The 14,003-nt window shown below is 55.7% G+C and carries 10 protein-coding genes and 2 pseudogenes; 1 reads left to right on the top strand and 11 read right to left on the bottom strand.

Translation table 11 applies throughout. The features are described 5' to 3' along the window. Positions 1–34 precede the first annotated feature (34 nt). The 7 genes from AC13QE_RS24710 to AC13QE_RS24680 form a co-directional block, all read right to left on the bottom strand. Positions 35–1,336, bottom strand: coding sequence for a M24 family metallopeptidase (locus AC13QE_RS24710; RefSeq protein ID WP_488485651.1), 1,302 nt, complete (start codon positions 1,334–1,336; stop codon positions 35–37). Positions 1,337–1,409: 73 nt separating this feature from the next. Then, complete coding sequence (locus tag AC13QE_RS24705; protein ID WP_488485650.1) at positions 1,410–2,216, bottom strand: SDR family NAD(P)-dependent oxidoreductase; 807 nt, start codon at positions 2,214–2,216, stop codon at positions 1,410–1,412. A gap of 247 nt (positions 2,217–2,463) precedes the next feature. After that, on the bottom strand, positions 2,464–4,011 hold the full coding sequence (locus tag AC13QE_RS24700; protein WP_488485649.1) for a sugar ABC transporter ATP-binding protein: 1,548 nt from the start codon (positions 4,009–4,011) through the stop codon (positions 2,464–2,466). Further along, the gene (locus AC13QE_RS24695; protein WP_488485648.1) at positions 4,008–4,997 is read right to left on the bottom strand and encodes an ABC transporter permease; all 990 of its coding nucleotides are present in this window, start codon (positions 4,995–4,997) and stop codon (positions 4,008–4,010) included. The genes AC13QE_RS24700 and AC13QE_RS24695 overlap by 4 nt, the downstream gene beginning before the upstream one ends. 9 nt (positions 4,998–5,006) lie before the next feature. After that, on the bottom strand, positions 5,007–5,981 hold the full coding sequence (locus tag AC13QE_RS24690) for an ABC transporter permease (RefSeq protein WP_488485647.1): 975 nt from the start codon (positions 5,979–5,981) through the stop codon (positions 5,007–5,009). 51 nt (positions 5,982–6,032) lie between these two features. Then, complete coding sequence (locus tag AC13QE_RS24685) at positions 6,033–6,827, bottom strand: SDR family NAD(P)-dependent oxidoreductase (RefSeq protein ID WP_488485646.1); 795 nt, start codon at positions 6,825–6,827, stop codon at positions 6,033–6,035. Between the two features lie 80 nt (positions 6,828–6,907). After that, the gene (locus AC13QE_RS24680; protein ID WP_488485645.1) at positions 6,908–7,864 is read right to left on the bottom strand and encodes a sugar ABC transporter substrate-binding protein; all 957 of its coding nucleotides are present in this window, start codon (positions 7,862–7,864) and stop codon (positions 6,908–6,910) included. 209 nt (positions 7,865–8,073) lie between these two features. Here AC13QE_RS24680 and AC13QE_RS24675 point away from each other — a divergent pair, with 209 nt between their 5' ends. Then, positions 8,074–9,876, top strand: coding sequence for an ABC transporter substrate-binding protein (locus AC13QE_RS24675; protein ID WP_488485644.1), 1,803 nt, complete (start codon positions 8,074–8,076; stop codon positions 9,874–9,876). Between the two features lie 406 nt (positions 9,877–10,282). Here AC13QE_RS24675 and tnpC (AC13QE_RS24670) read toward each other — a convergent pair. The 4 genes and pseudogenes from tnpC (AC13QE_RS24670) to AC13QE_RS24655 all read right to left on the bottom strand — a co-directional run. Further along, positions 10,283–11,129 (bottom strand): annotated as a pseudogene (gene tnpC, locus AC13QE_RS24670) (IS66 family transposase); the annotation flags it as partial. 79 nt (positions 11,130–11,208) lie between these two features. Further along, positions 11,209–12,462, bottom strand: coding sequence for a group II intron reverse transcriptase/maturase (gene ltrA / locus AC13QE_RS24665; protein ID WP_488485643.1), 1,254 nt, complete (start codon positions 12,460–12,462; stop codon positions 11,209–11,211). A 532-nt stretch (positions 12,463–12,994) separates the two neighbouring features. Continuing rightward, positions 12,995–13,828, bottom strand: a pseudogene (gene tnpC, locus AC13QE_RS24660) (IS66 family transposase); the annotation flags it as partial. 45 nt (positions 13,829–13,873) lie between these two features. After that, complete coding sequence (locus AC13QE_RS24655; RefSeq protein WP_488485783.1) at positions 13,874–13,993, bottom strand: hypothetical protein; 120 nt, start codon at positions 13,991–13,993, stop codon at positions 13,874–13,876. Positions 13,994–14,003: the final 10 nt, after the last annotated feature.

Here is a 14,003-nt window from a genome sequence, read left to right as displayed (position 1 = left end):
CTGTTAGTATCGATCCTTCTATGGGGTATCAGCGTCAGTAGCGGTTGGCGATGGGTAGCTCTTCGGCAGGGAAGAGACTGATGACCTCACAACCCTTGTCGGTCACGACAACTTCCTCCTCGATGCGGGCGGCGGAGTATGCGTCTGTGGCCGGGCAATAGGTTTCGAGCGCGAAGACCATGCCCGTCTCGATCACCATCGGATGTTCCAGGCTGATCGCACGGCTGATGATCGGTCGTTCATGCAAGGCAAGGCCCAATCCGTGTCCGAATTGCAAGCCGAATGCGGCAAGTTCGTTCGGGAAGCCGAGGCTTTCGGCCGTCGGCCATACTTTTGCAACGACATCGGTGGTCACGCCGGGCTTGATCAACGCGATCGCCGCATCCAGCCATTCGCGCGCCCTGACGTAGGCGTCGTTCTGCGCACTTGTCGCGCGACCGATATTGAAGGTGCGATAGTAGCAGGTGCGATAACCTTGGTAACTCTGCAGAATGTCGAAGAAGGCCTGGTCGCCGGGTCGGAAAAGACGATCGGTGAAGTTATGCGGATGCGGATTGCAGCGCTCGCCGGCGATGGCGTTGATGGCTTCCACATCGTCGGAGCCCATTTCGTAGAGCATCTTGTTGGCCATCGCGACGATGTCATTTTCCCGGACGCCGGGCTTCAGCTCCTCCCAGATCATGTGGTAGACCCCGTCCACCATGCTCGCCGCCTGGTTCAACAGATGGATTTCATCGACGTTCTTGATCTCGCGGGCGCCAAGCATGATCTGCTGGCCATCCACGACATTGACGCCCGCTTCCTTGAGCGCGAAGAACATCGCCGTTTCGGCATAATCGACGCCGACGGGCATATCCGCCACGCCCGCTGTTTTCAGCAGGCTGTAAATCTCTTCGGCGTAATATTTCATCAGCCCGAAAGATGGTGGGATTGTACCGCGCATTCCGACGACGCCGGCGCGACAGTGATCGGGGTTGAGCCAATCGCAATATTGCTTGTGATGCACGGCGGCGGAACCGAAATCCCAGACGAAAGGCTCCTCGTCACCGGCCAGGAGAGCAAAGCGACACATCTTGTCGCGCTCCCATTCGCCGATTTTTGTACCTGTGACGTAGCGGATGTTGTTTACATCGAAGAGAAGCAGAGCGCCGCAGCTGGATTTCCGCAGTGCCTCTTTCGAACGGCTAAGCCGGTATTTCCGAAGGCGATCATGATCGACGCGGCGCTCGAAATCTACGGCCGTATGGCCCAGAGCCGGCAGGTGCCGATCCCATCTCCAGTTTGGATCGATATCGCCTGGTTGCAGTATTCTCGGATTCAATGCGGTCGTGTTCATAGGTTTTCTCCTTGCAACAGCCTAGAGCCGCGGCGCTATTCAGACTTGATCGTTGCGGAAAGCGTTGTGATGCTTATTGCATCACCATCCCGCCATCGATCATGAGCAACTGACCGGTCATGTAGTCAGACTCGGCACTAGCGAGGAACGCGGCTGTTCCAACGACATCCTCAGGATAGGAATAGCGTTTCATGAGGATCATCGTTCTTGCGAGATGATCCATCGACTGGCCTTCCTTCTCAAACATGCCAATCTTGACAAGATCCTTGTCGAGCTGCTCCCACAGCTCGGTCCGGACCACCCCAGGCCCGTAGCCGTTCACGGTAATGTTGTATTGAATGAGCGCCTTTGCCCCGCCGTTGATCAAAGCTAAGGTTGCGTGCTTCGAAGCAGAGTAAGGAACGACATCGAGGAAAGCCTGGCGAGAAACGATCGAGCCGACATTGATGATCTTGTACGGGCCGTTTTCTTTACCCTGCTTGATGAACTGTTTTGCGGCTTCCTGCATCCCAAAAAGCTGCCCCTTGGCATTCACGTTCATGATCATATCCCAGTTTTCCTCGGTGATATCGAGGAACATCAATGGCTTGTTGATTCCCGCATTCAGCAGAGCTACGTTAAGAGAGCCGAATGCCTGTACTGCGGCAGCAACCGCCTTCGCATTATCGGCACGCCTCGTGACATCGAGTTTGACAGCGATCGCTCGACCATTTCCGGCTGCATTGATCCGGCTGGCGACTTCCTCCGCACCGGCGAAATTGATGTCCCCCAGGCAAATGTTTGCGCCCTGCGCCGCGTAATATTCTCCGATTGCGGCGCCCATCCCCTGTGCGCCGCCGGTGATCAAAACGTTCTTGCCCTTTAGACGATCGCGGTCCATTCAAAATCCTCCTGACCCGTTTTCCTTCCCGTCACAGGCCCAGCTGCGGGCGTCCGAACGCACCGTGCCGCGACCCCTATCAATGCGGGTAGCAGATGTTGTATCGAGCAAAAATTGAGCACGCGCAGCCAGCGAAGATGTCCGAAATGGATGCTTAAATATCCATTATGGATCTGCTATTTGCGACGTGCTGAAATCGAAAACCCGGCCATGGGGCCGGGTCTTGATGCGTCAATTGCCGCGAGAATCAGACGTGACTGCCGACTTTCTCATCGGAAGCGGGGCTCCCGGGCTCACTTGCTTCGATGCCGGACACGGCTTGAATGAGGCTATCCTCGGTCACTTCCTGCGCGGAAAATTCACGAAATATCCTGCCGTGATACATGGCGATGATCCGGTCGGAGAGAGCGAGGATCTCTGGCATTTCCGATGAAATCACCATGACTGCGTGGCCGGACTTGGCCAGATCTCGAATGAGCGCATGTATTTCCGCTTTTGAACCAACGTCGATCCCGCGCGTCGGTTCATCCAGGATAAGCAATTTTGGTTCCATCGCGAGCCATTTGCCTATAACGATTTTCTGTTGATTGCCTCCCGACAGGTTCCCGACCGGCTGCCGCCAGGAAGACGTCTTTATCTTCAGACGCTTCCGATAGCTCTCGAAAAGCTCGATTTCACGCCTTACAGAGATAAAGGGCCCCTTGGCTAGCCTGTCGATCCGCGCAAGGCTAATGTTGTCCTTGCAGCTTAAACCAAGGACAAGCCCTTGCTCCTTCCTGTCCTCCGGGACGAGAGAGATGCCATGGGAAATTGCCTCGGCTGAAGAGGCTATGGAAACTTCCTTTCCGTTGACCAGAATTCGACCTGACGTCGGAGTGCGCAGACCGAACAATGTCTCTGCGATTTCGCTGCGACCCGCGCCAATCAAACCATAGAAGCCCACGACTTCGCCGGCACCAATCTTGAATGACACATCGCTGAAAAGGCGGCCGCAGGAAAGATCCTCGATCCTTATAAGATCGGCTCCCGGTGTTTCTGCCTGGAAAGTTCGCGAAAGATCAAGGCTACGTCCGATCATACGCTGTGTCACTTCATCTTCGTTGGTCTGCGACGTCACGAACGTTCCACTGTGCTTTCCATCACGCAACACCGTAATGCGGTTGGATAGCCTAAAAATCTCGTCCATTCTATGTGAGATGTAGACAATGCCGACACCTTGAGCGGCCAGATCCCTTATGATATCGAAGAGAACTACCTTTTCCGCGTCGGTCAAAGACGCGGTCGGTTCGTCGAAAATGACGACCCTTGGCTCGGTCGTCAGGACGCGACCAATCTCTACCATCTGCTGGTTGCCGATGGACAGATCGCCAGTCCGTGTCCGGGCTGAAAATTTGCAATTCAGCCGCTTGATTATGCTTTCCGCGTTGCCGCGCAACGTTTTCCAATCAACGCGGCCAAAGGACTTGCTGGGTAATTCGCCGAGATAGATGTTCTCGGCGACGCTGAGTTCCTTGACAAGGCTCAGTTCCTGATGGACGAGAACAATACCCAAAGCTTTGGCTTCCAAGGGCGTTCTCATGGACACGCGCTGGCCATCAATTTCGACATGACCTTCGTCCGGATGGTACATTCCAGCCAGGATTTTCATGAGCGTCGATTTGCCGGCGCCATTTTCGCCCAGCAATGCATGAATCTCGCCCGGTAAGACCTCGAAGGAGACGTCATCTATCGCTTTGACGCCGGGAAAAGATTTGCCAATCCTGTCGAGGCGAAGAACAGGGCTGCCGTTCGTCAAAGTCGCAACTCCTCTTTTCCTCTTCTGTTCAATTGTTTGTCTAGCATCAGAACTGCGATCAAAATGACGCCAAGGATGACCAGCACGTAAAAGGCGGGCACCTGCATGAGGTTCATCCCGTTGCGAAGTATGCCAATGGCTAGAACGCCACCAACTGTGCCTGGAACGCTGCCGGCACCGCCAGTGAGCTTCGTGCCACCAAGTACGACTGCGGTGATCACCCACAGCTCATAATCCTGTCCCAGTGTCGGTGTCGATGCGCCCATCTGACTTGAGAGCGTTATGCCAGCCAACGCCGCGTATACACCAACGATGATGAAGTTGATCATCATGTGCGGGCCGGTGCGGATACCGGCATTGACTGCCGCCCAGCGGTTGCCGCCGACCGCGTAGGTATTTCGGCCGTGGACGGTCTGGGAGAGAAGCCAATGCGTGGCAACGGCGCAAATGAGAAAGATAATCGCAAGCGTCGGCACAGAGCCAATCGTGCTCGATCCAATATCGGAGAAAGTGAAGTTGGACGCATAAAAAGATTGCTCGCGGGTATAGACGAAGACTAGACCTCGCACGCCCAGCATCGCGCCTAGCGTGACAATGAAGGCGTCTACGCCGGTCCACCAAACGATGCAGCCATTTAGCGCGCCCAGAGTCGCACCGGCGAGAAGGGCCGCAAGCGCCGCAGGCAGCAGTTGCCAGTCCCCCCAGGAAGAGAAGACCTCCCAACCCTGAATGTCGACCATGAGGCTTGCCGACAGGGCAAGGACGCCGCCCACGCTGAGGTCGATATTGCCGTTGATCATGACAAGTGTCATGCCAAGCGCGATCAGGCCGACCGTTGACGTCTGTATCAGGATATTTGCGAAATTCTGAAGGTCGAAAAAGAACGGATTGGCAACGCTGAACACGCCGAAGATCAGTATGACGAAGCCCCATATAGGGTTCTTCGAAAACCAACGCAGGTATTTAGCCAAAGTAGACTTTTGCATGATCTGTCCTCAAGCAATCGGAGAAAACACGCGGCCTCGTTTGGTCGCAATGTCGAGCCAGACAGCCATGATGATAACCAGCCAGGTTACAAGCCACTGCACATAATAAGCAAAACCCAGCAGCAATAGTCCATTTTGGATAAAGCCGAGTATCAGCACTCCGATCATCGTCTTGACGATGCTTCCAAAGCCACCGAGTAGCGACGTACCGCCTAGAATAATTGCCGATAGCACCAAAAGTTCGTAACCTTGGCCTACGTTGTTTTGCGAACCCATGACACGACTACCGAGTATGACGGCGGCAATGCCCGTGCCAAAAGCGGAGATGAGGTATGAAAGGAAAACGATCTTGCCTCTTCGGATACCTGAATACGCCGCTGCAGTAGGGTTGCCGCCACATGCGTAAACCTTGCGGCCGAAGGGTGTATAAGCCAGCAGAACGTGGACTAACGCAGCGAATAACGTTAGGATGATGATGGCAGTCGGCATTCCAAGAACCGAGCCTCTGCCAAATACAGTGAACCAGGTCGCATCCTGGTCCTTGATATCGACATTCTGACCCCCAGTGTAGATCAGCGTCAGCCCCTGGATGGCGGAAAGCATTCCCAGCGTCACAATCAAAGAGTTCAATTTGAACATGCCGACCAACAAACCGTTCACCGCACCCAATATAAGTGCAACGAGCAACGTGACAACGATCGCTCCGGCGGGACCGATCCTGTCGTGCAGATCGACAACGAGTACGGTGGCAAGCGAGAGGATGGATCCAACGGAGAGATCCAGATTGCCGCCAATGACGACGACTGTAACGCCAACCGCCGTAACACCGATGATCGCAGCCTGGCGGAAAACAGACATCAGGTTTTCGGGATCAAGGAAGCGATCGGAAAAGATGGCGAATCCGACCATAAAGCAAGCGAAAGCTAGCACTATGCCTTGCTGGGCCAACATACGTTTTAACGGTTCCAGGGTCTCCTCCTTCATCGCTAGTTCCTCCATTTGTATTTGCCTCGGCTCTAAGTCGTACGCATCACTCTAAATGAGCGTCATCCCGCCATCGATCATGATGATTTGACCGGTCATGTAGTCACTTTCGCATGATGCAAGGAATGTCGTCGTACCAGTTATGTCCGATGTCCTCGCAACCCGTCCGCGCAAAATGTCTGACGAGAATTCGGCCATAGCCTGGCCCGGCTGTTGGGCCGCTCCGATGTTCATCAGGTCCCGGTCGACTTCGTCCCACATCTCTGTTGCAACCACGCCGGGAGCGAAACCCGTGACAGTAATGTTGTGGGGAGCCAGCGCGCGGGCGGCGGATTGCGTCAGCGATACAACGGCCCATTTGGACGCGCAATAGGGTGCGACATTGTCGAAGCCTTGGCGGCTGGCGACAGAAGCGGTATTGATGATCTTGCCGCCGCCCTGAGCGATCATCTGACGGGCAGCTTCCTGAGTGCCGATGAGAACGCCCATCGCGTTGACGGACATGATGAAATTCCAGTTCTCGTCGGTGACGTCGAGAAAATTCATCGGCTTGTTTACGCCGACGTTGTTGAAGTTCACATCAAGTCGGCCGAAGTTGTCGGCGACCGTCGCAACCATCGCGCGCACCTGATCTCTGCGCGTTACATCGACAACATAGGACATGACACGCCCGCCTGCCTTGGCAGCACGATCGCGATTCTCTTCTTCGACTTTTGCAAGAAGGTCGCCGTTGATGTCCGCGAAACAGACATTGGCACCCTCATCCAAAAGGGCTTGGCCGATAGCGCGTCCAATTCCGCGCCCAGCACCCGAGACGAGGCATGAAAGCCCGGAAACACGTCCCATAACAAAAACTCCGGTTTTCTATTCAGGCAATAGCGCGGGCACCAGACGTAGGCAGAGCCCGCGCCGTTCGGCTAGGACGATCAGAAGACCGGCTTGGCGAACTGGGCCATGTTACTTTTGGTGATCTTTGGCGTGTCGAAGTAATTTAGCGCAGATACATTCTCGCCCTTGACGACAGCGATCGCCGTCTTCAGAGCATTCTTAGCGTCATCGACGGGCGACTGATAGATCGAACCGTAGTACTCGCCTCTTTCCATGGCATCATAGCCAACGGCAAAATTGGTGGCGCCAACGAACGCGATTTGACCAGCCCGACCGGCAGCCTTGGCGGCGTTAAGAGCGCCAATGCCCATATTATCGTCGCCAGCGTAGACGCCGTCGATCTTGTCATACTTTACAAGGAACGCTTCCATGACACGCTGCGATTTCTCACGATTCCAGTCTCCAGGCTGCGTTTCGAGGATTTTCACGTTTGGGCAGGCTTGAGCGAGCCGGTCTTCGAAGCCCTTTTCGCGCTCGATCGCCGTTGTATAGCCGGGTTGGCCGGAAATCTGGACGATCTGTCCTTTGTTGTGCAAAGCTTCGCACATTAATTCCGCAGCGGAAGCGCCCTGCTGGATATTGTTCGGTCCGGAAAAGGAGGCAATATACTTGGTGCCTTCGGGTGCAATATTGGAGTTGGTCACAATAACCGGAATGCCCGCTTCCTTAGCCTTTCGGACTGCTGGCACGACCGCTTTCCCGTTCGTTGGCCATATGATGATTGCATCGACTTTCTGCTGAATCAGGTCCTGCACCTGCCCGATCTGCCGTGCAACGTCGCCGCCCGCGTCAAGCACTACCGTCTTTACGTTTGGATCTGCGGCAGCCGCTTCCTTGAAAGCCTTCTCATAGGTCGTCTGATAGCTATCGACGCCGACATTGTTCTGCGTGATACCGATCTTTATCTGATCGGCCGCGGCTGCTAGACCGCCGAAAGCGGTTACTGCCACAAGTGCCGTTCCACAGAACAGCGAAGCGATCTTCTGCTTTGTCATAACTGGCTCCTCCCAGTGTTTTCATGATTATCCGTGACTTCTCCATCCCAAACAAGTCACAGATTGCGCGTCTGCACGGCTTTGGAAGCTCATGCAAATGCGCGACCAGAACCACGGCATATTTGTCCGAAGTCGATAAAAGAATATCCATTGTGGATATTTCTGTTAGTGTTCGCCATGGATGATCGGTCGAAAAGGGAGGGGCCGCCATGGTCGGGGGTGGCAAGACGGCGAGCGGTTCTAACTCTACATTGCAACTCAGTGGGCATACAAGTTCAAAGATGGGTGAGACTGGACTTGCAGCAGCGATGTCGAAGCACAAACGTGCCGCGTTGGCCGAGTCCTTGGATTTTCTGGAAACTCTGATGTCAGAGGTAGCTTCGGTTCTCGACCTGACGACGCAGGATCCTTATCTTTCGATGACGCTCCATCTTATGCGCGCACATATCGAGGCCAAAACTGTGACTGCCACCTCGCTGGTTTCAGAATCGGGAGTGCCTTATGCGACTGCCATGAGAAAACTCGAAGACATGCAGGCAGCAGGGCTAGTCGAGCAGCGGACACGGTCTCGCACCGGCAAGAGCTTTTCACTGCATCCGAGTGCCCGGCTTATCTCAAGCTTTGAGCAGCTAAGCGAACGACTGCAGCGCATTGCGACCAAGCGCTACGCCACTCCCACTGACAAATCTGAATATTATTTCGGGGAGACCTATCTCCAGAGCAGAGCAATCGGTACGCCGCAAGTATTGTCCGAACCCTTGGCCATCCCGGGTGGTATACGCGTTCTTGTGCATGGTGATCCGACTTTCATGGTCATGGAAAACCTCAAGCGACAGTTTGAACAGATCATCGGTACGAAGATACATCAGCGTGCCTTTTCTATTGACCGGCTGCATGAGGAGATTTTGAAAAATGCCGAGCGCAAGCTCAGCAGATATGACATCATCGCTGTAGATCTTCCGTGGATTGGCGAATTGGTCGATAAAGGCGTCCTGCTGCCGATCGAAGAGATAATGGATGTCGAACGGCTTGACCCCAGTGACTTTCATACTGCAGGCTGGCAAGCCGCGCATTGGCATGGCCGGCCCTACGGCGTGCCAAGCCAGACAACACCTGAGCTTCTGTTCTACAGGCGCGATCTGTTTGCGCAGGCCGGTCTCGCGCCCCCGTCGACAACGGAAAGCTTGTTGAACGCGGCGAAGGCTCTTCACGCTCCTTCGCACGGTCGGTATGGAATTGCCTGGAATGCGGCGCGCGGAACCGCTTTGGGGCACACCTTTATGATGACCTGCGCAGATTTTGGGCAGCCCATTCTAAACCTTCGGGAAATTTATGGTGGATTCGATTTGAACAGCCTTGCGACAGACGATCTCCACGCCACAATAGACACCTCGCGCGGACTGGAGGCTGCCGAATATCTTTTGGCGTTGCTTCAGTATTCACCTCCTTACATTCTGTCGATGTCATGGTACGAACGTGTTCGGCCATATGCTGCAGGGGAAGTTGCGATGGCTTATGGTTACACGCTCCTCGCTCCCTACTTTGAACTTAATTCCAACTCTCCGGCTTTCGGGAACACGGCATATCTTCCCCATCCTGCCGGGCCGGGCGCAACGGCGATTGCGCCTATCGGTGGATATGCCTTGTGTGTGCCGAGCAATCTTCCGCATGACCGAAGGGCGGCAGCGGCTGAAGCTTTGCTTGCATTTACGTCCCCTGAAGCTCAAAAGCTGTATATAACCAACGGTAGTAGAACAGCCCCGAGATATTCGGTGGGAGCAGATCCAGAGGTTCGCCGACTTTCACCAATCTTCGAAGCTGTCGAGGCCATGTCCTGGCGAGACGAGCTGCAGTTTTGGCCCCGGCCACCCATCCCTGAAATTTCCAGGATAATCTCCATATGCGGTGAGGAGATTCACGATATGCTCCGCGGCGCGCTATCGCCGAGACAAGCGTTGCGAAATGCCCAATCGCGAGCCGACACTTTGATGCAAGATAGGCGAAAACAATAGTCGCTGACTTTGTTCCATCTAGAAGTGATGCTTCGCTGAAGATGCTTGGCGACGCGCCACTTGCGTCGAAGCGACCTCACTGCGAAGGGCAGGGCGGACTATCATTCCGGGTGATCAAGTTGTGCTAAAGACCACGATCGGGGACATCAGAATGCGGAAGCGTGCTCACAGCTGGCTCCGTATATGGAAGGTGTTAATCTCCGCTGAGAAGTGGCTGTGACGCATATTTGCTGACGTGCGGTTCCTATGTGCCGATCAATCGCGCCTGCAACAGATCGCCTTCACAAGAGGATATCAACAGGCACAATCATTGGTAGACATGATGAGACCGCGCCCGAGAAGGATCCCCCGGATCTGTTGGATCAACGTTGTTCTTTATACGTAAGCCTACGGTAAGGACCGCAGATCATGCCGCTTGAGCGTTGACGGTCGGCGGTGTCCAATTCCACGGAAGTAGTTGCTCCAGCCTGGTAATCGGCGTGTCCGCGATGCGGGCAAGAACGTCGGCAAGCCACGCCTGCGGATCGATGTCGTTGAGCTTTGCCGTCATGATCAGCGTGGCCATGAAAGCGGCACGATCAGCGCCACGATCCGATCCCGCGAAGAGCCAGGACTTCCTGCCGAGTGCGAAGCCTCGCAGGGCTCGCTCTGCCGCATTGTTCGTCAGGCAAATCCGGCCGTCGTCTACGAATGACGTGAAGCCGTCCCATCGCTTGAGCATGTAGTCGATCGCCTCGGCGACCGGGGAACTGCGTGACAGCTTTAACCGCTCGGTTTGAAGCCAAGCCTGCAGATCATTGACGAGCGGCAGGCTTTCCTTGCGGCGACGATCCAGCCGTTGATGGGCGTCAAGCCCGTTGATCTCCCGCTCGATATCAAACAGGCCGTCGATCCGTTTAACGGCTTCGAGCGCCATAGGCGAGATCGGAGCGGCGTTCTTTCCACGCTTGGCGTTTGCGGCAATGTCGGCGAGCACGAAGAACTTGCGCCGCGAGTGTGCCCAACAAAACGCCTGCCTTAGCGGATTTGGATCGCGATCAGCCTTGAACAGCGGATTATAGCCGCCATAGGCGTCCGCCTGCAGAATGCCGTTGAAGGTCTTCAGGGTGCCGCTCCGGATGCTCCTGCCTCCGATCGCGCGAGGCATAATAAAGGGCCGCCGGCGGTGAGAGCCCTCCGAACGGCCGATCGTCCCGAACATAGGTCCAGATGCGACCTGTATCGGTCTTTCCCTTGGCCAGGATCGGCACGGTCGGGCGAGTAGGCCGGAGGAATCTCACCTCCAGCCTCTCTCAGAACCGGGCGTGAGGCTCTCACCTCACCCGGCTCCCATCAAGCGAGCTCCGTGCCATTACCAAGTTGCCAGTGTACGAACAGCTTTCGGTTTTCACGCGCAATCTTTGCAACAAAGAGACGCGCTTGCCCCAGGCGTTTGCGAAAGCGCTTATATTTCCGCTTAAACCAAACATAGAGGGTTTCATTGATGTATCGCGCCATCGGATAGAGCGCCGAGCGCGAGTATTGCCCATAGTATGCGATCCATCCCCGAACGATCGGGTTTATCTCGCGGGCAATGTCATCCAACGTCACCTCCGTTCGTTTACGGAGTTTCAGGCTTCGAATCCCCTCCCGCATCGAGTTCAGCGCCGATGTGCTGACGGCCGGGGTAAATCCGCAAAACGTTTTCTGCGTAACTGGACCCTGGACGGATCGCGGACGAAAGCAATACCCGAGAAAGTCAAACTTGACAGTCTCGTGCCTACCCCTCCGTCGATCATCTTTGCAGTAGACGATTTTCGTTTTCGCGGGATGCATTTCCACTCGGCATTCCAGAAGACGAGCTGCGAGGGCTTCTCTGACGATCCGCGCTTCACTCTCGCTCCGGCAATGCACCAGTCCATCATCCGCGTAACGACACCATGGCAGGTCAGGGAACTGTCTGCCCATCCACACGTCGAATGCATAATGCAGGAAGAGGTTGGCAAGTATCGGGCTAACGACACCGCCTTGTGGCGTGCCGCGGTTTCGCTCGACGTTTGTCCCATCCTCCTTCCGCATTGGTGCTGTCAGCCATCTTTCGATGTAGAGCAGCGCCCAGGCACACGTTATGTGTTTACGAACAGCCCGCAGCAGCAGGTCATGGTCAATATTATCAAACAGCCCTTTGATGTCGAATTCCAGGACCCAATCATATTTCCAGCACCGCTTGCGCGTAACGCCGATGGCATCCAACGCCGACTTTTCGGGCCGATAGCCATAAGAATCTGCCAGAAAGACTGTGTCCAGATCCGGCTCAATCATCTGTTTGACAACACTTTGGGCCACGCGATCTGCCACTGTTGGCACCCCGAGGATCCGCTGGCCTCCGCTCTTCTTAGGAATGGAGACGGCGCGGACTGGCGGAGGGAAGTAAGTGCCTGAGCTCATCCTGTTCCAGATCTTGTAGAGATTCCTCTTCAGATCGGCCTCGAACTGCTCAATCGTTACTCCATCCACACCAGCTGCGCCTCCGTTGGATCGCACCTGCAGATAAGCTTCGTACACCTTCTGCTTGCTGATATTGAACGGCTTGCCTTGCGTATCCATCAACGTCCTCCTGTTGCCAGTTGCGTTGATAATACGCCCACCTGATCCGACCTCTTCGCTCCAGCTCCATTACGAGCCTTCATCGCTACTACAGATCGGTCCGTCCCAGTGCCCCGCATCGGTACTCTCGCCTTACGGTCTTCTCCGCTTGTGCTTCTCCCTTTGCATCGGAGCGACTGGTTCCTGCAGTTCCGCGACAACGCCTGCATCCGCTTCACGCCTCCTCAACGCCGGTCGCCGCTTGCCCGGTCACCAGGCATCTGACAAGCTCATCCCAGAGAGACGACACACCTCTGGTTTTGACGACAGGTTGCACGTTACGACGCTTCATCGGAAGGTTCATTTTCATTCGTCTCTCGGATGCGTACCGCCCAAGGTATGCCCTGGACTTACCTCCAACGCTCACGACCACGTCTCTTAAACGCAGCCGCTTGGAGTGGTTTGAGCCCAGCTCCTGAAAGCCGAGCCCGAGGGGCCAACCCTCATCATTATCGCAGCTTCAAGCACACAGTTTGTCAGGCCATATAGACCATCCTTTCCACGTGCTCTGCAGCACACTATCGTCGTCATGAAGGCGCTCGGCGGCAAGGACATGCGCTTCGATCAGAGAATGAAGCGGCTTCAATACCGCGGCACATGCTCCGACCTGGTCGGCCAGCGTCGACAAGCTGAGATCGATGCCCTCGCGGGCATAGCGTTCGCTCTGACGATTGAGCGGCTGGTGCTGGGCGAACTTCTCGAACAGGATCATTGCCAGCAGGTTCGGCCCGGCAAAACCGCGGGGCGTCACATGGAAGGGTGCTGGTGGCTGCGTGATCTTCTCACACTCGCGACAGGTGAACTTCTCCCGCACCGTCTGGATGACCTTCCACTGACGCGGGACGACCTCCAGGGTCTCGGTGATATCCTCGCCGAGCTTCGACAGCTTGGCCGAGCCGCAGCAGGCGCAATTGGCGGGAGCGGCGATGACGACGCGTTCGCGTGGCAGGTGTTCGGGAAAGGGCTTACGTGCCGGACGCCTGCGCTCGAAGGCTTTGACGGTTGAAGCTTTGGCTGCGATCTCCGCCGCCAGTTCATCTTCACCGGCGTCCGCTTCCAACTCCTCGAGCTGCAGTTCCATTTGCTCCAGGAGCCGCGCCTTGCGCTCGGACCGGCTGCCGTAGAGTTCACGGCGAACCTTCTCGATCTCCAGCTTCAGCCGTGCGATCAGCGCCTCGGAATGCGATACGAGCGCGTTTGCACTGGCGGCTTCCGCCTTTGCGGTCGCTGCTTCTGCTTCGGCTGCGACCCTTCGAGCGCGTTCCTGGGCCAGCAGTGCAAGCGCACTGGCAAGGTCGTCCGGAAGCTCTTCGGTCGCATTGCTCATGACAGGATGGAATCATATTCGACCCCGTCATTCCAGTGTTTTTGCTCATCCGGCCGACGTCGGCCGCCAGGTCTTTTGCGGCATCCGCCAGTCGATACCTTCCAGCAGATAACCGAGCTGCGCGGGCGTGATCACCACCGTGCCATCGGCCGCTGATGGCCAGATGAAGCGGCCA

The sequence above is a fragment of the Martinezella sp. CNPSo 3957 genome, assembly GCF_057784395.1.
This window is presented reverse-complemented; position numbering and strand designations above follow the sequence as displayed.

Excerpts from the sequence above, each read along its gene's own strand:
- AC13QE_RS24710 (WP_488485651.1), bottom strand. The coding sequence starts at position 1,336 with ATGAACACGACCGCATTGAATCCGAGAATACTGCAACCAGGCGATATC.
- AC13QE_RS24705 (WP_488485650.1), bottom strand. The coding sequence starts at position 2,216 with ATGGACCGCGATCGTCTAAAGGGCAAGAACGTTTTGATCACCGGCGGC.
- AC13QE_RS24695 (WP_488485648.1), bottom strand. The coding sequence starts at position 4,997 with ATGCAAAAGTCTACTTTGGCTAAATACCTGCGTTGGTTTTCGAAGAAC.
- AC13QE_RS24690 (WP_488485647.1), bottom strand. The coding sequence starts at position 5,981 with ATGAAGGAGGAGACCCTGGAACCGTTAAAACGTATGTTGGCCCAGCAA.
- AC13QE_RS24685 (WP_488485646.1), bottom strand. The coding sequence starts at position 6,827 with ATGGGACGTGTTTCCGGGCTTTCATGCCTCGTCTCGGGTGCTGGGCGC.
- AC13QE_RS24680 (WP_488485645.1), bottom strand. The coding sequence starts at position 7,864 with ATGACAAAGCAGAAGATCGCTTCGCTGTTCTGTGGAACGGCACTTGTG.
- AC13QE_RS24675 (WP_488485644.1), top strand. The coding sequence starts at position 8,074 with ATGGTCGGGGGTGGCAAGACGGCGAGCGGTTCTAACTCTACATTGCAA.
- ltrA (WP_488485643.1), bottom strand. The coding sequence starts at position 12,462 with ATGGATACGCAAGGCAAGCCGTTCAATATCAGCAAGCAGAAGGTGTAC.